The organism is Arcanobacterium hippocoleae (genome assembly GCF_031456295.1).
In the GTDB taxonomy this organism is placed as follows: domain Bacteria; phylum Actinomycetota; class Actinomycetes; order Actinomycetales; family Actinomycetaceae; genus Arcanobacterium_A; species Arcanobacterium_A hippocoleae.
The window spans coordinates 1,944,347-1,964,670 of sequence record NZ_JAVDUJ010000001.1 but is presented as its reverse complement, the minus strand read 5'-3'; the positions used below and the strand labels follow the sequence as shown (position 1 = coordinate 1,964,670).

The window sequence follows — 20,324 nt, the reverse complement described above, 5'->3', positions numbered from 1 at the left end:
AAAATTTCACAGCAGGGAAAGGAATTTCCAAAGTTTTTGTAAAGTGCCGTTTTGCTGCAAATATTTTCTGCTCACCAGCATTGATTCTGCTACTGCTGCTTCCACTTGCGTGAGATTAAACAGCTTTCTTAGAAAAAATGAGCAAAACGTCCTAAGAAATGCGAGAATGAAAAAGAATAAATCACATTCAAAACAAATCCGAAACGTGGACAGCGCGGTTCAAACGCACGAACACTCACGGCTTTCGTACTTCACAGCAGCAGCTCACGGTACGAAGGTGAAGAGCAGCGCGTATTTTCCCGCAGCCTCAACGCCGGCCATCATCTACACAATATTACTGTTTGAAAGGATTTTTCGTGACCAAGAGCGTCTATTTAACTGCCACTGAAGGCAACGCCGGCACTCGGCAAGTATTCCTCGCAGCTGTAGAAAAACTTCGCGAACGCTACCCGAATTTCGCAATTTTCCGTCCATTCACGAATGGTCAAATTGCCGATGACCACGTATTTCAGGAGCTTCTTGCCGCAATCGGTCGTGAAGATGATCTTGACCGCGCCTGGGGTACAAACCGCGAAGCACTCTTCTCCAACGAAGAAGCTGCAATGAATCAGCTCGTGAAGCGATTCACTGATTATACGCATCCTTTCGATGCCGTACTGATCGTAGGCGTATGTGACGGCGATACAATTTTCCCAGGTCTGCTCTCGCGAATCGGCCGGGCAGCTGCGCATCTTGGCACCACCGTCGTACCAATCATTTCCGGCGCGTTACGTTCGGCACACCAGATCTCGCATATCACCCGTCTCAGCGCGCAAGAAATTTCTGGTGCACACGCACCAATTTCCGCTCTGATCGTGACGGAAGCGGGCGAGGAATACACGGTTGAAGATGCAGCTGAGCTTGATTCCCCAGCAATTGTAAAAACGGCTGGCACCGCAATGGAATTAACCGATTCCGATACGGAAATTCTCGTGAGCGCAATGGAAGAAGAATCACAAGTAGTTACGCCATTGAGTTTTACGGCCTCACTGATTGCACGCGCTCGCGCGAACCGCAAGCGGATCGTGCTTCCAGAATCAACTGATGATCGAATTTTGAAAGCAGCCGATGAACTTATTTCCCGTGAAGTAGCAGAGATTATCCTGCTCGGTGATGCCCAGGCTGTAGCGAAGCGTGCCGCAGAGCTCGGGCTTGATTTATCTGCTGCACAGATCGTCAGCCCACAAGACCCAGAACTGCTCGATAAATATGCCACCGAATTTGCGCGTTTGCGTGAAAAGAAAGGCGTTACCTACGAGCAGGCTCGCGAGAAAGTCCAAGATCTTTCCTACTTTGGCACAATGATGGTGCATCTGGGTGATGCTGACGGCATGGTCTCCGGTGCGATTCACACTACCGCGCATACCATTGTTCCATCCTTCCAGATCATCAAGACCAAGCCAGGTGCTGATTTAGTTTCTTCCTGCTTCCTGATGCTGATGGAAGATCGGGTTTACGTTTATGGCGATTGCGCCGTCACACCGAACCCTGATCCTGCTCAGCTTGCATCAATTGCGATTTCTTCAGCAGAAACAGCTACGCAATTTGGCGTCGATCCGCGTGTGGCGATGCTTTCTTATTCTACTGGCACTTCTGGTAAAGGGCCGGATGTGGACGCCGTTGTGGAAGCTACCGCGATTGCTCGCGAGCGTCAGCCACAGTTGATGCTCGAAGGTCCGATTCAATACGATGCTGCTGTAGATGCAACAGTTGCCGCTACAAAACTGCCAGATTCTGCGGTCGCCGGGCGTGCCACCGTCTTTATTTTCCCGAATCTTTCGGCTGGCAATATCGGATACAAGGCAGTACAGCGTTCAGCTGGCGCGGTCGCTGTAGGGCCAGTATTACAAGGCTTAAATAAGCCAGTAAACGATCTTTCTCGTGGTGCGCTGGTAGAAGACATCGTGAATACGGTAGCGATCACCGCAATTCAGGCTCAGGGATAAACTGAGCAGAGTCGTTCAAAGCAATACGCAGTTAAACCCGGATACATTAGGTATCGGTTTGCAAACTTTAATATTTAAGGAGCACTATTCATGACAGTCCTCGTAATCAATTCTGGATCTTCTTCGATCAAATACCAATTGATCAATCCCGCTGACGGCGCAGCGATCGCCGCTGGTCTTGTTGAACGAATCGGGGAAGAAATCGGGCACTACGAACACACTTATGCCGGCAAGACCACCGAAATCGATGAGCCAATTTCCGATCATGGAGTCGGGTTGCGCCGCGTACTTGAGATCATGGAATCTGCCGGGCCAAATCTGCAAGAGGCAAATATTAAAGCCGTCGGGCATCGCATTGTGCAAGGTGGAAAATACTTCGACCGCGCGGCAATCATCACTGACGAAGTACAGGCCCGCATTGAGCAGCTCTGCCCATTAGCCCCCTTACATAATCCGGCACATTTGAAAGGGATCGAAGTGGCACGCAAGTTGCTGGATGTGCCGCACGTAGCCGTCTTTGATACCGCGTTCTTCCAGGATCTGCCGGCTGAATCAGCTATTTACGCGCTTGATCGCGAAGTAGCTGAAAAATACGAGATCCGTCGTTATGGCGCACACGGTACTTCCCATAAGTTCATTTCAGAAAAGGTAAGCGAGCTTTTAGGACGCGATGACTTACAGCAAATAGTGCTCCACCTGGGTAATGGCGCATCCGTATCAGCTGTGAAAAACGGGCACGCATTTGACACTTCAATGGGACTCACTCCGCTCGAAGGTCTGGTCATGGGCACCCGCACTGGTGATATCGATCCAGCAGTAGTATTCCATCTGCGCCGCGTTGCGGGAATGAATGTAGACGATATCGATACCTTATTTAACAAGAAGTCAGGCTTGAAAGGTTTATGCGGCGATAACGATATGCGCCAAGTGCGTAAGCGTGCAGCAGCCGGTGAACAAAATGCGATCGAAGCACTTGAGATTTACATCCACCGGATCTTGCGCTACATCGGAGCATATACTGCCGAAATGGGCGGCCTTGATGTACTCACTTTCACGGCTGGAGCTGGTGAAAATGATGCGGATTTGCGCGCTGACGTGTGCGCCCGCCTTGCACCTTTTGGAATTAAGCTTGATGCCGAAAAGAACAAAATTCGTTCAAAGGAGCCACGCACGATCTCAACTGAAGATTCCACGGTGCGTGTAATGGTGATTCCAACGAATGAGGAACTCTCGATCGCTCGGCAAGCGATGGAGCTGATTTAATCACTAAATAGTTGAATTCGCAAAACAGATTCTGAGGTTTTGGCAGCTGGTTACACGGTTATTGCCAAAACCTCAGAATTTTACGTGATACTTCGTGCAGCATATTAGTAGCGCGCAGCAAAATTTTAGTTTTCGTAACTTCCTCTTGAAAGGTACTCTGATGGCAGTTGAACTGATTGAAGCTGCAAGCCCTGAGCTTGCAGCAGCATTTGCAGCATTAATCCCGCAGCTTTCCCGATCTTCCAAGCCAATGGATCTTGAACAGCTTGAATCTTTTCTCGCACAAGAAAATATCTATCTCTTCGGTTATTTTTCGAGTGCAGACGGTGAGCGAAAAATGCTCGGTATGCTCACTCTCGTCACCTTTGAAATTCCAACAGGCTGGCGTGCGTGGATCGAAGATGTAGTCGTAGATGAGGCAGCACGTGGGCAAGGCGCAGGGCAACAGCTTGTGGAAGCTGCAATTGAAATGGCCCAGAAAGTGGGCGCGAAGTCGCTCGATCTCACTTCCCGTCCTGCAAGGGAAGCCGCAAACCGGCTCTATCAGCGTTGTGGTTTTACGATGCGCGAGACGAATATTTACCGTTATCAAGGTTAATTCTCGTTGCAATAATTTTTCCCTGGTACCCGTTAGTATTTTCACGACGGGTACCAGTACTTTATACCTAATGCTTCCCTGCACTTATCGCTCTCTTTTTCCCCACCATCGGCGTAAACTCAACGTTTTTCATAAATTTGCGGAAAATCTATGAAAAACACAAGGAAATACTTACGAATTATCGGGCCACTAGATCCCGTCTCTGACTACTGAGAAAGATATCCTAGAGAAGAAGTCAAAAATCGCTAGGAGAAAATGCGAAATGTCAGAAATCAAGTACAAAGATATGCTTCCTGTCGGCCAAGATAAAACTGAGTATCGGCTACTTTCCAAAGACGGTGTAAAAGTAGTTTCCGGGCCTGATGGAATGCAATTTTTGCAAGTTTCTGAGAGTGCGCTTGAATTACTTTCGGAAACTGCATTTCACGATATTAATCATTATTTACGCACTGCACACCTGAAACAGATCGTGAAGATCACAGAAGATCCTGAAGCTTCACCAAATGATCGTTTTGTGGCAAAAACTCTGCTACGTAACGCAAATATCGCTGCCGATGGTGTACTTCCGATGTGCCAGGATACTGGTACTGCAATTATCAAGGGCGAACGCGGTCAGCATGTGCTCACTCCAGGTGTGGACGAGAAGGCCCTCTCCCAGGGTGTGCAAAATACATACGAAAAATATAATCTGCGTTATTCACAAAACGCTCCGCTTTCGATGTATGAAGAGAAAAATACCGGCACTAATCTGCCTGCACAGATCGAACTTTATGCTGATACTCGCCTAGGGCATGAACTTGAATATCACTTTCTGTTTATGTCTAAGGGCGGCGGCTCAGCAAATAAGTCTTACCTCTATCAGGAGACGAAAGCGATCCTGAATCCAGATTCGATGATGCCATTCCTCGAAGGGAAGATCCGTTCACTTGGTACGGCAGCTTGCCCGCCTTACCATTTGGCAATTGTGATTGGCGGTACTTCAGCGGAATTTGCGTTAAAGACGGCAAAGTACGCTTCAGCAAAATATCTTGATGAGCTTCCCACCCAAGGTGGTATCGAAGGCTACGGTTTCCGCGATATCGAGATGGAAGAAAAAGTTTTGGAACTGACGCGGCAAATCGGGATCGGTGCGCAGTTTGGCGGAAAGTATTTCTGCCATGATGTGCGTGTGGTGCGTCTGCCACGCCACGGTGCTTCCCTGCCGGTAGCAATTGCTGTGTCTTGCTCTGCAGACCGGCAGGCAAAAGGCAAGATCACCCCAGAGGGAGTTTTCCTTGAACAGCTCGAATTTAATCCGGGGCAATTCCTGCCGGCAACTACAGATGCAGAGATCGGGCATCAGGCAGGTGATGAAGTAGTGCATATTGATTTGAACCGGCCAATGGATGAAGTACGCGCCGAGCTTTCAAAGTATCCGATCAAGACCCGTCTTTCTTTGAGCGGCACAATCATCGTGGCTCGCGATATTGCGCATGCAAAGATTCGTGAACGGATCGATAATGGCGAAGAAATGCCACAATACCTGAAAGATCATCCAGTATATTATGCTGGTCCGGCAAAAACTCCTGAAGGCAAGCCTTCTGGCTCTTTTGGTCCGACGACGGCTGGCCGCATGGATCCATACGTAGGACCATTCCAGGCACTTGGCGGATCAATGATCATGCTTGCAAAAGGTAACCGTTCACAGCAGGTAACGGATGCCTGCCAGAAATATGGCGGATTCTACCTTGGTTCGATTGGCGGCCCCGCAGCTCAGCTGGCAGAAGACTGCATCAAACATGTAGAGCTGCTTGAATATCCAGAACTTGGGATGGAAGCTGTTTGGAAGATCGAAGTAGAAGATTTCCCGGCATTCATTGTAGTTGATGATAAGGGCAATGACTTCTTTGCACATTCGCAGGAAGTATCGGTCACGATTGGCAAGCGTCCAGGGCTTTAAGTACGTTCTGAAAATTTTAGCTACTGCATCAGCGGTGAGCTTGCGGGCATCGGCTAAACCGGAAGTGCCTCTAAGCTCACCGCTTTTGCGCTCGTAAATCCGCTTAGCGATGTTCTACTGAAATTGATACCCGTTGGAACTCTTTCACATCGGAATAACCCGTCATCGACATTGCCTGCCGTAATGCGCCAAGAAGATTCGTCTGCCCGGAAGCATCTAAGGATGGCCCGTAAATGATCTGTTCAAGGGAGGCAATTTGTGGTACTTTCACCCGTTCGCCACGCAATAGCTGCTTGTGGTGCGCTTCTGCTCCCCAATGGAATCCTTGCCCAGGCGCCTCATGTGCACGCGCCAAAACGGTACCGAGCATCACCCCGTCTGCCCCGCAGGCGATTGCTTTAATCAAATCTCCAGATGTAGAAATTTGCCCATCAGCAATCACATGGACGTATCTGCCACCAGTTTCGTCCATATATTCTCGCCGTGCTGCAGCCACATTGGCGACGGTAGTAGCCATTGGCACTGCCACCCCGGCGGTACGCCGATTTGCGCTCGTTGCGCCGCCGCCAAAACCAGCTAATACGCCAGCTGCACCTGTGCGCATTAAATGCAGTGCTGCCGTATAAGAAGCTACTCCGCCCACGACTACAGGCACATCGAGTTCATAAATAAAACGCTTCAGATTTAGTGGTTCCCGATTTGAAGATACGTGCTCTGCCGAAACTGTAGTACCGCGAATCACAAACAAATCTACGCCTGCATTCATCACGATTGGCCAAAATTCTTGCGTCCGCGCAGGTGAAAGTGCACCTGCCACTGGTACCCCTGCTGCGCTGATCTGCCCTAAGCGGGCTTGAATCAATTCTGCTTGGATCGGTGCCCGATAAATTTCCCGCATCCGTTGAAAAACTTCTGACTCATCCAAGTGTGCGATCTCATCAAGGTATGGTTGCGGATTTTCGTATCTGGTCCAGATTCCTTCAAGATCCAGTACTCCGAGCATTCCCATTTTTCCCATCTGGATCGCTGTTTCTGGAGAGGTTACTGAATCCATTGGAGCTGCAATAATCGGCGCATCAAGCAAATAAGCATCGAACTGCCAGGTAACTGACACATCTGTTGCATCACGGGTACGCCGTGAAGGGATCACGGAAATATCATCGAAAGAAAACCCCACTGTGGCGCGTTTTCCACGCCCAATTTCCACTTCGTTACTCATGCTTTAAGCCTAACGGATTTTTCTTAAAGCCGGCGCGCAAACTATCGCTGAACGGCAGTTTGTAGCATAAAAATTCGTAACGAAATAATGGGCAAGCATACGATGCTGCGCAAAGCTAACTGACACTATTTTTCCTTTACTTTTCCGGATTTAAGTTCGATTCAAGCCAAAAATTCTCAATAGCACAACCCAATAGCTCAAATGGCAAAGAAATTATCAGGCTAAGACCTCGTATACTGAAAGCAGCAATAATAAATGAATTTATGAAAAGAGCTGTAATGTGGAGTAATCGCGGATTGGTGGGATTTGATACGGAAACTACTGGGATCAACCCGCTCACAGATAGATTGGTGACGGCTTCGGTGATTGTGGTAGACGAGCAGGGCACGCATAAGCACTATTGGCTCGCCGATCCGGGAATTGAAATTCCTGAACGCGCAGTGCAAGTGCACGGTATTTCTACGCAAAAGGCGCAGACGGAGGGTCGTCCGGTTGCCGAAGTATTGGAGGAAGTGGCAAGCCTTCTTTCGATGCATTTGCGTGAAAATCATCCAATCGTAGCTTTTAATGCCGGATACGATTTAACACTGCTCGAAAACGAGCTTCGCAGACATGATTTACCCACGCTTGCAGCTCGGATCGGGCAGGAGATCGCACCCGTGCTTGATCCGTTTTTACTTGATAAATATTTAGATAAATGGCGCAAGGGCAAGCGAAAATTGGAAAATGTGGCAATGCATTATCAGGTATGGGCTGATGATGCTTTCCATAATGCCGAAGCGGACGTATTAGCCACACTGCGGGTATTAGGTGCAATGATTGAAAAATACTCCGGCAATACTGAGGGGAAGGATATCGCAGCAATGGATTTGGCTGATTTAATGCGTATCCAAGGCGAAGTTCATGCAGAAAGTGAGGCTTATTTCCGTAATTTAGCAATAAAAAATGGACGCGCGCCCGCGAATATATCTGGTTGGCCAATTTCTCGGGAATTGTAAATTCATTCCTTCACTAATGCATTTGCCTCAGATTCTGCGTTGCATATACTGTCTTTCTTTTGCCGTATTACCTAAAATCAGGTTGTAATATAGCTATTATTCTTGTATTGCTTTCTTGCTTCTCACGGAGCAGATCTGAAACTTAGCAAAGTTAAAGTATGATTATCTAAATTAGGGCTTTATCCCTGTAAATAACAGTCCTTTATCCCCATAAGAAGAAGATATGTGAGAGCTCTAACGTACGATTTGCCAAGAAAATTTTCCGATTCCACATTTATCCGAAACAATTAACATATGCTTGATTTACACACAACTCTTTATGCGCAAATGCAGTCTGGTCAGCACAAAGCTGACGAGATGCGCACGCCGTTAAAATTTCTGATTGCAACGATACTTGCTGGCTTATATATCGGTATCGCCGATATATATATGATGACGGCAGCTGGTCCGTTTTTCGCAGCTGATTCTCCGGCAACGATGCTCGTAGCTGGTTTAGTTTTTGGAATCGGTCTGGTACTTGTTGTTTTTGCTGGAGCAAACTTACTTACCTCAGCGATGATGGCACTGCCCCATGCTGCTGCCGGAAAAATGATTACCTGGCGCCGCGCATGGCTGGCAATGATCCTGATTTTCTTTGGAAACTTAATCGGATCAGTTATTTTCGCTTACTTGATGGCACATAGCGGAATATTTGACGATGGTACTGCTGCGCGTGAAATGCTTGATTATCTTGTTCATTCCAAGACTGCTAAACCAACTCTTGCCCTGTTTATTCGCGGTATTTTCTGTAATGTGCTGGTTTGTGGTGGAATTTGGATGGCATCGCGCACAAAGAATGACTGTGCAAAGATTCTGATTCTTGTGCTTTCAATTGCGACTTTTATTAGCGCAGGATTTGAACACGTGGTAGCTAATATGACCACAATTTCCCTTGGAATGTTCCTGAGCATCCCTGATGCCACATTCGGAGGTTTTGCTTGGAATCTGCTCTGGGTGGGTCTTGGAAACCTCGTTGGAGGAATGCTTATCGTTGGCGGTTCATATTATGTGTATGCCGCTCCAGCAAAGGCACCAGCTGCAGAAATGAGCGATGCACACTAACAAGATCCGGTTTGCAAAATTTCACGAGTATCAACTCATACCAAGCGGGAAATATTTCCCTGAACGGAGCCGTGCTCAGCTGCATTAGGGAAATAGGAAGATTGCGCTCATAAAATAGTTCAGATTTCGATAATTTTCTGAGTACATTTCAGTTTGTGTTTGTGAAATACGACTTCAGGTGTGCGGCTTTTGAGAATCAAAAGTCGCACACCTGATACTTTTGTTTGCTGATATCTGCCTTCTATCCGCACAGAGATAGTTGCGGATTATTATTCGAGATTGAGATTCTCGCTGCGACAATTCTCTTTACAGTGGCAATCGCGTCGTCCAGTATATTTCCAGATCCTGATTCCGAAAACCACAATTAAAGCTACCAGTGCGCACCAAAGAACAAGATAAATAGGACCAAAAATTGCAACTAAATTCATTGCTAATTATTGTGCGTAGTCAAAGCAGTTAAACCGGATAGATTGAACCGCATCTTGGTTTAATCACCCAAAACTAAGCTATCCCAAATCCGTTTCCTTTATGATACATCTCACACATCGATGGAGTAAATAGTTTCGAATGCCCTCTTTTCACTAACAGCACTGATCGGCACTCCACCACGTTTACATGCTTCTCCTGGTGTAAGCTGCAAGCGCAAGACTTGCAGCTTACACCACACGCTAAATAAATTATGCGAAAAATATAAACCAAATATTAACGATGCGAAGAATAATTTGGCGCTTCTACCGTCATTTGCACATCATGCGGATGAGATTCACGCAATCCAGCTGCAGTAATCCGCACAAATCTGCCCTTCTCATGCAATTCGTCAATCGTGCGTGCACCCGTATAGAACATCGTCTGATGTAAGCCGCCAATCAGCTGATATGCCACTGATGCAAGCGGCCCCCGATAAGGCACCTGCCCTTCAATTCCCTCAGGAATAATCTTATCGTCAGTTGTTACATCAGCTTGGAAATAGCGATCCTTTGAATAGGAAACGCGCCCGCGTGAACTCATCGCCCCCAGCGAACCCATCCCGCGATAATTCTTGAATTGCTTTCCATTCACGAAAACCAGTTCACCAGGAGATTCTTCACAACCAGCAAGCAGCGAACCAAGCATTACCGTAGACGCACCTGCAACCAAGGCTTTCCCAATATCACCTGAATATTGCAGACCGCCGTCTGCAATCACTGGCACACCAGCAGGCTTACATGCCAGGGAAGCCAGGTAAATTGCCGTCACCTGCGGCACCCCCACCCCGGCAACCACCCGCGTAGTACAAATCGATCCTGGCCCAACGCCAACTTTCACTGCATCCACGCCAGCATCTACCAGTGCCTGCGCGCCTTCGGTAGTAGCCACATTTCCACCGATTACCTGAATATTTGCGAATTGCGGATCAGATTTGATTCGCCGAATCATTTCCAGCGCTAACTTTGCCTCGCCATTAGCGGTATCCACCACTAACACATCCACACCAGCGTCTGCCAATGCTTCCGCACGTTGCCAAGCATCTCCCCAATAACCAATCGCAGCCCCTACCCGCAACCGACCATCAGCGTCCTTCGTCGAATCCGGATACTTCTCAGACTTTACAAAGTCTTTCACCGTGATCAAACCGGCAAGCTTTCCTTCATTATCGACGAGCGGAAGTTTTTCAATTTTATTCTTCGCCAGCAATTGCGCTGCTTCTTCAGAAGTAATGCCCACATTCCCCGTAACCAGCGGCATTGGCGTCATTACTTCCTGCACTGCTAAATGATCCCACTTATCTGTGGAGATAAAACGCAAATCACGATTAGTGATAATCCCGAGCAGTACTTGATTCTCATCAACCACCGGCAATCCCGAAACGCGATATTTCCCGCAAAGTGCATCAAGCTGTGAGATCGTGGCCGTCGGCGCTACCGTGACCGGATCAGTCACCATCCCAGATTCGCTTCGCTTCACAATGCGCACCTGATTGGCTTGGTCTTCAATCGAAAGATTGCGGTGCAAAATCCCGATTCCTCCTTGCCGCGCCATCGCAATCGCCATCCGCGATTCTGTAACCGTATCCATTGCCGCAGAAAGCAACGGAAGTTTCAGTGTAATTTCGCGGGTGAGCTGCGAACTTGTATCTACCTCTGACGGCACCACATCAGTAGCGCCGGGAAGCAAAAGTACATCATCGTAGGTTAAACCTGTTAGGGCAAAAGGATCATGCGCAGTCACTTAAACCAACCTATCTGTCTATTTTGCAGGCAAATTTGCATCCTCTACCGCAAATTCACGCTTATTTTCAAGGTATCGGAGTTTTACCGGCAGAGCCGCACAAAACTCTTACTGCCAAGTATAGAACTCTCACTCAGCTTTTTAGCTATCAGCTTTGCGATGTGAGCAAACCTTGATTAATTGAACCGAAAAAGGATAGTCTAAATAGCGAATTAATCAAGAGTTGAACTACTTTTACGGTTTTGCCATCTTCTTGTTAGTGATTGTTCGCAACGGTTTTACAAGCTTTTGCAGCAATTTACAGTTACATACTGAATACTTACATTGGCGGAGAAGAGCTCATTTTCTTGACGGAGCAGGAAGGATAGACCTTGGTTTCACACATCAAAGATGTGCAGGGCGCAATAGTCGATTTTTGGGACTGGCAACAGCAAGGTCTATGCAACACCCTTGATCCTGAATATTTCTTCCACCCCGAAGGGGAACGCGGAGGTCCCCGCCGTCGGCGAATCGAACGCGCCAAGCGCATTTGCTTCAGCTGCCCAGTGATCGAAGAATGCCGCGACTACGCACTCCTCCACCACGAACCCTATGGCGTCTGGGGCGGGCTTTCCGAAGAAGAACGGACGGCAATATTACAGCAACGCCGTCAGCGAGCACGCAGCGCCTAGACACCTGGAACGCCCCCTAAAAGTGAAGTGTCACATAGCTAAATCTGGGGATATTCACAATATCTGAGATGTAAGAAGGTCTATCAGGTATTTTGAAAACGGGATATCATGTAGCCTGTCGTGTAATCATAGATCTACGCCACACAGAAGATAAAACATTGTGAGTTGTAATTTTCGTATTGGCGCTATAGAAGGAATTATCAATGGCTGGACAATCTAATAAAGCTGCTGATCTGACGCAAGATGAAAGCACCGCTAAATAACATTCATTAACACGCATTAAAGGTTATGTTCCCTGGTTTGCAACAGATACTTCTTTAGCATTCTCAAATGCGATTAACGGTTTCGTCCTCCCCGTATTAGTACTCTTAGTAACAAACTCCCCAACAGGAGCCGGAATCATTTCAGCCATCAGCCTTGCAACCGCTGGCATACTGGCAATTTTCGGCGGATGGATTCAAGATTTCTACAATAAGCGCACTATTGTGCTATGTAGCTCATTTGCCGGATTTTTGATTTTTCTCAGCGGAGCATTGCTGCTCATAACGGGATTCTTTAACCTTATCACCGCAGCGATCCTTGCATTTGCGCTCGGCATCCGCACCGGATTAGCCGGAAGCGTAACGAATATGATGCTACGTTCCTTTATTCCCGCAAATCTTCTTCCGAAAGCAATCTCAGTAAACCAGGCGCGCGATTCCGTTGTGCAATTAGGTGGCGAGCCGCTTGGCGGATTTTTATTAGAGCTTGGAAAACCAATTCCCTATCTCACAAACTGTATCTTGAATGCTGCTGGTTTCATCTCAGCATTAATGCTCCCAAGCAACACATTTGCCCCAGCTGCGGATGGAAAAAATACCGTAAAAAAATCAGTGCTGTAGAAGTTTTTATCGGATTTCGTGTATTTAAAGAAAGTTCACTGATTCGAATAATTATCATTGCAGGTAACTGCGCTTTCGCAATTTTTAATGCAGTACTTTTAGTTCTCACAATGCATATTGTAAAAGTCACAGAAAGCACAATTATCGCAAGTTTCTTAGGCACCTCAATCGCAGTTGGCGTATTTGCCGGTGCGCTGCTTGCCCCGAAATTAATCAATAAATTGCATGGCGGGTTGATCATAGTCCTTGCTTACGTGCTACCGCTACTTTCAATATTGGCACTATCACTGACAAATTCAATTTATTTGCAAATAATTTGCCTGCTGCCAGCCATGCTGCTCTTACCCGCCGGCAGTGCTGTAATGGAATCAATCCTGATGCTTGCCGTGCCAAAGAATATGCTTGGACGGTTCTTTGCCACCGTCGGAATTATCGAATTATCGCTGAGCGCCACTATATCACTAGGATTATCAGCTTTCTACGATTATTTTGGATTTTTCTCTACACTACTTCTCGCACTAGCTTTGACAGCAGGATGCGTACTTGTACTGTTGCTCAGTGAAAATATTAGAAAAATTCCGCTTCCAGACGAGTATGAATCATATCTTGCACAGCTTCAGAAGGCTTAACATCATTTTCTTTTAGGTTGCCGGTGTTCCACGTTCGCTCCACAAAAATTAAGTGAATTGAAAATAAATGCATTAAAAAACATCTGCACAATTTCTTGCACGGACACCTTCACAGACGCATTACTGCATGACAATCATACTCATTCAGCAAAATTCAAAACCTCGCTTAAAAATCGCAAATCGGAAACTTTTGGCAATGCAGTTAGACAGTTACCAAAAGTTTCCGATAAGTGCTCATGAGGAAGTTAAATTGCGAAGATTATTGTAATTTCTTTGCAACTCGGCGATGTGCCTCCCAAATTTCCGCTGGCAGATCCGTAAACTGCTGTAGATGCTCTTCGCGGTAGCCGATTTCACGCTTCCACAGTGCAACATCTACCGATAGCAGCGCATCTAGATCTGCTAAATCTCCGGTAAAACCGTCAAGATTCAATTCTTCACGCTTTGGCACAATCCCAACTGGTGTCTCTTCGCCTGTTACCCGTCCCGCTTTAAGATCCAGCAACCAAAGCAGTGCACGCAAATTATCTCGATAACCTGGCCAACGGAAATGCCCGTCAACCGGATCTTTCTGGAACCAATTTACGTGCGCAAAAATCGGCTGATGCTCAGCACTGCCAATCACACGCAGCCAATGACGAGCATACTCACTCTCTGGGTAAGACATGAATGGACGCATCGACATTGGATCGTACCGGAGCACGCCCTCTTTGCCTTCAGCAGCTGCAGTTGCTTCCGCACCGAGTGTCAGACCATCGTAAACACCTTCAGCCAAATCAGTAATTGCACGGATCAGCGGCTCACGGTCTTTTACCCGACCCCCGAAAATGATTGCATCAATTGGCACGCCACGCGGATCTTCATAATCTGGCGCAACATTAGGCACATTTGCCAAAGATGCAGTAAAGCGCGAATTTGGGTGTGCCCACTCATCCCCTTTTGCTTTCGAGCGTTGCTTTTCTGCTGGACGCTCAGAAATCTTATTTCCTTTCCAATCCAGCCAGCCAGTTACATCTTCAGGATAATCTGGGGTCTTGCCCTCCCACCAGACTTCTTCTTTTTCGGGATTATAAGCAACATTGGTGAACAGTGTCTTTGTACCCTCTTTGATTGCTTCCATCGCCGTCGGATTGGATTCCCAATTCGTATCTTTTGCAACGCCAAAAGCACCATATTCTGGGTTCATCCCATAAATCCGTCCGTCATCCCCTACGCGCAGCCAAACGATATCATCGCCATAGAAATGCACTTCATAACGATCACCCAAAGCATCTGGTGCCAGCATCATTGCTAAATTAGTTTTTCCAGATGCTGAGGGGAAGCCGCCACACACATAATAAGTACGATCTTCTTGCTTATCTTTGATCCCGATCAGCATAAACTGCTCAGAGAGGAATTCCTTGGAAGCCCATCCATCATAAGCAGCCTGCCGTAAACCGTGTGCGATTTTGCCGAGCAAAGCATTTCCACCATAAGAAGAACCAAAATGCAAAATTGTGCGATCATCAGCAACTGTTGCAAAAAGTCGCTGATCTTCTGGCGTACCTTGCCCAAGATTCTCCAAATCGCCGGTAACATGTACAGCTTTTACAAACTCATCCGGATCAGCAAGATCATTCAAATACTCGACGCCAACACGCGCCATCCGAATCATATGTAAAACAACCGTGAGATTATCGGTAAGCTCCACACCGCGTGCCCATTTTTCAAGCGGAGATTTTGGAGGTGCCATTAAATAAGGCACCACATACATCGTCTTACCCTTTGAAGCACCGCGCATATGCGCAATTTGAAGTTCCGTAGTTTCAGCAGCATCTTTCCAGTTATTGTAAACTCCTGCATCCTGAGGATTATGCGTTGCAACAACTGTGCGTTCCTCGCTGCGTGCAGTATCCTTGTGGTAGGAGCGTGAGTAGTAGAGATCTTTACCAGCCGGTGCAATTTCGCCACTTGCTAAGCCTTCGGCAATCAGGCGATCGTCGTCTTTTGCGGAAACAACTTCGATTTTCGCAGGTTCAGTGATTTCAGCCCAGTAACTTACATAGCGAACAACGGCTTCGTTGTGTAAGCCAGCATCGCTGAGGATTTGGGAAATATTTTCCATCAGGATTCCTCCATTTGCCAATCAGCAGTTTAACTTAGGGTTACCTAACTTAGGGCACCCTAAGTTGAGTTTACTGCAAAACTCACAAACAAAATAATGCCAAAAGTACTAGTCATAGAATTTCAACCAATATTCATCCTCAGCCACTGAAAACAATCGCAGATCACGGAAAAATTTGGATCGTCAATTTAGAAGCTTCCGCACTTTTCAAATCTAAATCCGGTTTCACACTTCCGGATGCGCAAAAGCAAACTATACACAGCAGAGATAACAAATTGGTCTGCTCAGCTATTTACCAAGCAGACCAATTTGTTGTTTTATTTAGATCACAGTATTTAACGCTCAACGATTGCGAGAATATCACGTGCAGAAAGAATGATGTACTCATCTGCACCATACTTTACTTCCGTACCGCCATAGCGCGAATAGATCACAACATCGCCCACTTGCACATCGAGCGGTACACGGTTGCCATTATCGTCGATCCGACCTGGACCAATCGCAAGCACCTTGCCCTCTTGCGGCTTTTCCTGAGCACTGCCTGGAAGTACCAGACCAGATGCAGTTGTTTCTTCTGCTTCAACCTGCTGGATCACAATACGATCTTCGAGCGGTTTAATGGAGACCGACACGGGTGCTCCCCCTTCTTATTCTTGGAATTTATCAGAACCTGTTTTACTCGTCGTCGCGGGAAACGAGCATTTCACAGGTGGCAGTATTCACCGCCATCAATTAAAGATTATGTCGAAAGTTGGCACTCAGCAAATCTGAGTGCCAACTTCTGTGCAGAAACTCGCTATCTGCGAAACCTACACTTCTTAAGTGCTCATTTCCACGCATACTGCAACTTGCGCAAAGCCACTATCGCAATCCCGCTCAGTACTGCAAGCAATGAAATCAGCACCCCATTCCCGATTCCCGATCCAGTATTCGCAAGATTCTGCTGCTGCACATGATCCGTTACATTGCTGTCTCGCATCGGCAAAATCGATTTGATCGCCGGATCTAGCTGCAGCAACGGATGCTGCTTCTTAGCTGGAGCCAATTCAAGCCACGGGATTATCTTTTTCGCTGTATCTTCGAGAGCGATCCACGGCTTCACCGTCCGACTCGGCTCAAGCTCCACCCACGGAACCACCCTCCGACTCGGCTCAAGCTCCACCCACGGAACCACCCTCCGACTCGGCTCAAGCTCCACCCACGGAACCACCCTCCGACTCGGCTCAAGCTCCACCCACGGAACCACCCTCCGACTCGGCTCAAGCTCCACCCACGGAACCACCCTCCGACTCGGCTCAAGCTCCACCCACGGAACCACCCTCCGACTCGGCTCAAGCTCCACCCACGGAACCACCCTCTTCGCATTGTCTTCAATTGGTGCTAATTCTATCGCTGGAGCACTACGCAGAACCATTAATCGCAGCGCAGCCACATCTGCCCCATTTTCCAAAGTGATTCGCTCAGGCTGCGCAAGCACTTGCCCGTCACGAATCAATACATCATACTTACCCGCAGGTACCATATTTGCCCGCCATTGCTCCATCGCAGAATTTGCCAATACGTAAATATCTGACTTTGCATTTAATTCACCAACAGCTACGGGCACATCTTTCACCTTATATGCAAGATGGAACGGTTCAGCGGTTAATTTTTCATAAGTTGCCGCAATCTTTTCGTACGAATCAAATTTCAGCCACGAATTTTCTGCACGGAATTTATTCAAGCCACGCAGATACTGCACTTCATTCGAATATTGTGCAGCACGGTCATAATCAATTGCATTTACGTGATCCGAGGATTTATACGAATTATGATCACCATTCTTTGTACGCAGCATTTCCTGCCCCGCATGCAAGAATAATACACCTTGCGCAATGTACTGCAAGGATGTACCAAGCGTCTGCCGCTTCGCAATTTCTGCATCTGAAGCTGTCGGCAGCGTTGCTTTTAGCTTGTCATACATCGTGAAGTTATCATGCGCTTCATTGTAAATTACTGATTGCGCCGGTGCAGCAAAATCTCGTACCCCTTTTGCGCCCGTAACGTTTCGATAAATCCGCTCGACGAGCCTCCCATCAGAATTTCCAGAAATGAACCCAGGATTATTCGCCGTGAAATTATCACCCTTCACAGCATCACGAAAATCGTCATTAAAATGCGCCACTCCAGGCATCTGTGCAGCATGACGATAATTTGACGGCACCACTCCGGCAGGATGATTCCCCATCTCCCAGCCTTCACCCAAGACGATGATCGAAGGATCGATCTGATTCAACGCTGCCCGTACCTGGTTCATCGTTTCCACGTCATGAATCCCCATCAAATCAAAACGGAATCCGTCAAGCTGATAATTCTGTGCCCAATATTTCACTGAATCAACGATAAATTTCCGCATCATCGGCTGCTCTGACGCCGTTTCATTCCCCACACCAGTACCATTTGTGAGATTACAATTTTCATCAAGACGGAAGAAATACCCCGGCACCGTCTTTTCCAATGGAGAATTTTGCACATTATAAACATGGTTGTAAACCACATCCATAATCACCCGCAAATCTTTTTCATGCATCGCTTTGATCATTGATTTAAGCTCTTTTACGCGCAGCATCGGATCAAGTGGATCGGTGGAATACGAACCTTCTGGCACATTGTAATTCACCGGATCATAACCCCAGTTATATTGCTTCCCGTATCCTAAATTGCCGGTTTCATCAACCGATCCAAAGTCATATATTGGCAGCAGCTGCACGTGAGTCACGCCAAGCCCGGCAATATAATCCAAACCAGCAGGATTCCCAGCCGTCGTTTTTGTGCCGGTTTCAGCCAATCCAAGGAATTTACCTTTGTGCGTGATACCGTTATTTGGGTGAATCGTGAGATCACGTACATGTGCTTCATAAATTACGGCGTTCTGTGGGGAACCAAAAGCTGCCATTCGCGCTCCCGCATCACCAATGCTTGGGTCGATCACCACTGAGCGCGTGCCATTAGCGGTAGCTGAACGCGCATATGGATCAACAGATTCATTGATCTTGCCGTCAGCAAATTTCAATCGGTAATTGTATTGTGTACCGGCTTGATCTCCGCTGAGCTCAATTTCCCAAGTACCTTTTTCGCCAGTTTTCATCTCAGTAACAGCACCGTTTTGAGAATAGTTCACAAACTGTACAGACTCAGCTGTTGGCGCCCAAAGCCGAAACTTAGTGCTCTGCGGAGTATAAATCGCACCGAGCTCGCCTTCATACGTGTACTTCTCATGAAATTCTTTGCTCCGCATTGCCGCACACTTCACCGGCTCAGGTTTTTCCGGCAAATGATCATTAGCGTAAAACACTACTGGATTTCCTTGCACTATCCATACTTCAGCCTTTCCGTTGGGAAATGACCGAATCGTCAAATCGTCTTTTGTATTCTTTTGTGCCCACTCATTTGCGTCAGTAGATTGACGTACGATCAAGCCCACCGAATCAATTCCGTTTTGATTCGTGTAGTTGATCGTGGCTACGCGTTCATTGCCGACGGCTCCAAAATCAGTGGATCTACCATTTGTTTCCGGAGGCAGCCAGGACCACACATTCCATCCGGTATAGTCTTCATCGTAGCGAATATAATGCACCTTTACTGCAACAGCTGTCGGAGCCTGCACCCCAACCGGCATTTCAGCTCCCGGCTGAGCTAGGATCACGTTCTGGCGATCTTGATAGTTAATGACGGCGGTAGAAGATACCGGAATATTTTTCAAATCTTCCGTCTGCCACGCCCACGCATTATCCGTTGTAGAGCGCCGCACGATTAGATTGATCGTGGAAGCAGGTGCCAGTGGGTGCAGATCTACAGTGAGGCGCCCGAATTGATCTTTACCAGTAAATTTCACTGAGCGCCCACGATCTTGCAGACCCCATACCCAAAGATTGTATTCCGCGGCAGGCACATTTGGATCGGGCGTGAACTTCACATTCACAACACCATTTTTTGCATTTTCTGCAGTACCCGTATTACCAGGATCGGTGCCAGGAGCAGGGGTCACATCACCTAAATTTCCACCTGGTTGATTTCCCGGCGCATCTGGCCCGCCGTGATCATAAATCCATTTATCCGGCTGATCATAGCTGACGGTAATTTGCCAACCGGGCTTAATCCCCTCCAGATTCTTCGTTTGCCAGAGCCACTTATTTTCCTGATTATTTGGGTCACGATGATGCACAATCAAATTCACGGTCGGTTTGCTCGGATCAGGATTTTGGAAACTTGCTGTATAGTTCCCGTGTTGATCCTTCCCGGTAAACATCACATCAATACCTTGCGCCCCGTCATTCCAGACATGAATCAAATATTGTGTGTCGGGAATATGTGCTTTCGCCGGATCAGGTTTGAAGGTCAGCCACACCATGTCTTGATTTGAAAAAGCCTGCGCCGACGCACCTTCGATCGCGGTAATCCCGAACGCGCTGCAAAGTATTGCAATAAACAGCGTGAAAATATTTTTTGACTTACGCTTTCGCACTAATCCTCCTTGATCAAACTTGAGGAAAAATCTATCAAGTTTTCTCTTAGCGCCGCAGGAAGAAGCTAAAAAATGTAAAATCCCGTGCAAAAATTTAAGTATTTAGCAGATATTTACAAGGATTACCGTCATCTTTGTGGAAAATCCTGCAAAATAATGATCAAAAATCCGCTCCCGATTTTGTAGTCAGCAAATTTTCGCTCACGTGAACCATACTGAAAATC

At 47.2% G+C, this 20,324-nt stretch carries 14 protein-coding genes; 9 read left to right on the top strand and 5 right to left on the bottom strand.

What is annotated here, in order from left to right; all coding sequences use genetic code 11:
* The first annotated feature begins 356 nt into the window (after nucleotides 1–356).
* The 4 genes from pta (at nucleotide 357) to J2S36_RS08260 (ending at nucleotide 5,785) form a co-directional block, all read left to right on the top strand.
* The gene (gene pta, locus J2S36_RS08275; RefSeq protein ID WP_309957342.1) at nucleotides 357–1,985 is read left to right on the top strand and encodes a phosphate acetyltransferase; all 1,629 of its coding nucleotides are present in this window, start codon (nucleotides 357–359) and stop codon (nucleotides 1,983–1,985) included.
* Between the two features lie 90 nt (nucleotides 1,986–2,075).
* Nucleotides 2,076–3,248 (top strand): acetate/propionate family kinase, encoded by a 1,173-nt coding sequence (locus J2S36_RS08270; protein WP_309957340.1) that lies wholly within the window; start codon nucleotides 2,076–2,078, stop codon nucleotides 3,246–3,248.
* A 160-nt stretch (nucleotides 3,249–3,408) separates the two neighbouring features.
* On the top strand, nucleotides 3,409–3,846 hold the full coding sequence (locus J2S36_RS08265; RefSeq protein WP_309957339.1) for a GNAT family N-acetyltransferase: 438 nt from the start codon (nucleotides 3,409–3,411) through the stop codon (nucleotides 3,844–3,846).
* 262 nt (nucleotides 3,847–4,108) lie between these two features.
* Nucleotides 4,109–5,785, top strand: coding sequence for a fumarate hydratase (locus J2S36_RS08260; RefSeq protein ID WP_309957337.1), 1,677 nt, complete (start codon nucleotides 4,109–4,111; stop codon nucleotides 5,783–5,785).
* Nucleotides 5,786–5,888: 103 nt separating this feature from the next.
* Here J2S36_RS08260 and J2S36_RS08255 read toward each other — a convergent pair whose 3' ends face one another.
* On the bottom strand, nucleotides 5,889–7,004 hold the full coding sequence (locus J2S36_RS08255; protein WP_309957335.1) for a GuaB3 family IMP dehydrogenase-related protein: 1,116 nt from the start codon (nucleotides 7,002–7,004) through the stop codon (nucleotides 5,889–5,891).
* Nucleotides 7,005–7,267: 263 nt separating this feature from the next.
* On the opposite strand from J2S36_RS08255, the gene J2S36_RS08250 reads away from it, so the two are divergent.
* Both J2S36_RS08250 and J2S36_RS08245 read left to right on the top strand, forming a co-directional pair.
* Nucleotides 7,268–8,002, top strand: a complete 735-nt coding sequence (locus J2S36_RS08250) for an exonuclease domain-containing protein (RefSeq protein ID WP_309957333.1) — start codon at nucleotides 7,268–7,270, stop codon at nucleotides 8,000–8,002.
* Nucleotides 8,003–8,296: 294 nt separating this feature from the next.
* A complete protein-coding gene (locus J2S36_RS08245) occupies nucleotides 8,297–9,103 on the top strand; it encodes a formate/nitrite transporter family protein (protein WP_309957331.1) in 807 nt (268 codons plus the stop codon).
* 702 nt (nucleotides 9,104–9,805) lie between these two features.
* On the opposite strand, the gene guaB is transcribed toward J2S36_RS08245, so the two are convergent.
* Nucleotides 9,806–11,311 (bottom strand): IMP dehydrogenase, encoded by a 1,506-nt coding sequence (guaB, locus tag J2S36_RS08240; RefSeq protein WP_309957329.1) that lies wholly within the window; start codon nucleotides 11,309–11,311, stop codon nucleotides 9,806–9,808.
* Nucleotides 11,312–11,682: 371 nt separating this feature from the next.
* Here guaB and J2S36_RS08235 point away from each other — a divergent pair, with 371 nt between their 5' ends.
* The 3 genes from J2S36_RS08235 (at nucleotide 11,683) to J2S36_RS08225 (ending at nucleotide 13,492) form a co-directional block, all read left to right on the top strand.
* The gene (locus J2S36_RS08235) at nucleotides 11,683–11,982 is read left to right on the top strand and encodes a WhiB family transcriptional regulator (RefSeq protein ID WP_309957327.1); all 300 of its coding nucleotides are present in this window, start codon (nucleotides 11,683–11,685) and stop codon (nucleotides 11,980–11,982) included.
* 278 nt (nucleotides 11,983–12,260) lie between these two features.
* Nucleotides 12,261–12,863 carry an MFS transporter gene (locus tag J2S36_RS08230; RefSeq protein ID WP_309957541.1) on the top strand — a complete coding sequence of 201 codons (603 nt, stop codon included), beginning with the start codon at nucleotides 12,261–12,263 and terminating at the stop codon, nucleotides 12,861–12,863.
* A gap of 110 nt (nucleotides 12,864–12,973) precedes the next feature.
* On the top strand, nucleotides 12,974–13,492 hold the full coding sequence (locus tag J2S36_RS08225) for an MFS transporter (RefSeq protein ID WP_309957325.1): 519 nt from the start codon (nucleotides 12,974–12,976) through the stop codon (nucleotides 13,490–13,492).
* Nucleotides 13,493–13,751: 259 nt separating this feature from the next.
* Here J2S36_RS08225 and J2S36_RS08220 read toward each other — a convergent pair whose 3' ends face one another.
* The 3 genes from J2S36_RS08220 to pulA all read right to left on the bottom strand — a co-directional run bounded on the left by J2S36_RS08220 (nucleotide 13,752) and on the right by pulA (nucleotide 20,100).
* Complete coding sequence (locus J2S36_RS08220) at nucleotides 13,752–15,596, bottom strand: phosphoenolpyruvate carboxykinase (GTP) (protein WP_309957323.1); 1,845 nt, start codon at nucleotides 15,594–15,596, stop codon at nucleotides 13,752–13,754.
* A gap of 335 nt (nucleotides 15,597–15,931) precedes the next feature.
* Nucleotides 15,932–16,228: a co-chaperone GroES gene (gene groES / locus J2S36_RS08215; protein ID WP_309957321.1), complete on the bottom strand. Its 297-nt coding sequence runs from the start codon at nucleotides 16,226–16,228 to the stop codon at nucleotides 15,932–15,934.
* A gap of 194 nt (nucleotides 16,229–16,422) precedes the next feature.
* Entirely contained in the window at nucleotides 16,423–20,100 is a 3,678-nt protein-coding gene (pulA, locus tag J2S36_RS08210; RefSeq protein ID WP_309957319.1) for a type I pullulanase, read from the bottom strand.
* Nucleotides 20,101–20,324: the final 224 nt, after the last annotated feature.

What these genes read in the sequence shown, in the direction of transcription:
- J2S36_RS08225 (WP_309957325.1), top strand. Translation starts at nt 12,974, where the DNA reads ATGCATATTGTAAAAGTCACAGAAAGCACAATTATCGCAAGTTTCTTA.
- J2S36_RS08245 (WP_309957331.1), top strand. Translation starts at nt 8,297, where the DNA reads ATGCTTGATTTACACACAACTCTTTATGCGCAAATGCAGTCTGGTCAG.
- J2S36_RS08250 (WP_309957333.1), top strand. Translation starts at nt 7,268, where the DNA reads ATGAAAAGAGCTGTAATGTGGAGTAATCGCGGATTGGTGGGATTTGAT.
- J2S36_RS08260 (WP_309957337.1), top strand. Translation starts at nt 4,109, where the DNA reads ATGTCAGAAATCAAGTACAAAGATATGCTTCCTGTCGGCCAAGATAAA.
- J2S36_RS08220 (WP_309957323.1), bottom strand. Translation starts at nt 15,596, where the DNA reads ATGGAAAATATTTCCCAAATCCTCAGCGATGCTGGCTTACACAACGAA.
- J2S36_RS08265 (WP_309957339.1), top strand. Translation starts at nt 3,409, where the DNA reads ATGGCAGTTGAACTGATTGAAGCTGCAAGCCCTGAGCTTGCAGCAGCA.
- J2S36_RS08270 (WP_309957340.1), top strand. Translation starts at nt 2,076, where the DNA reads ATGACAGTCCTCGTAATCAATTCTGGATCTTCTTCGATCAAATACCAA.
- J2S36_RS08255 (WP_309957335.1), bottom strand. Translation starts at nt 7,004, where the DNA reads ATGAGTAACGAAGTGGAAATTGGGCGTGGAAAACGCGCCACAGTGGGG.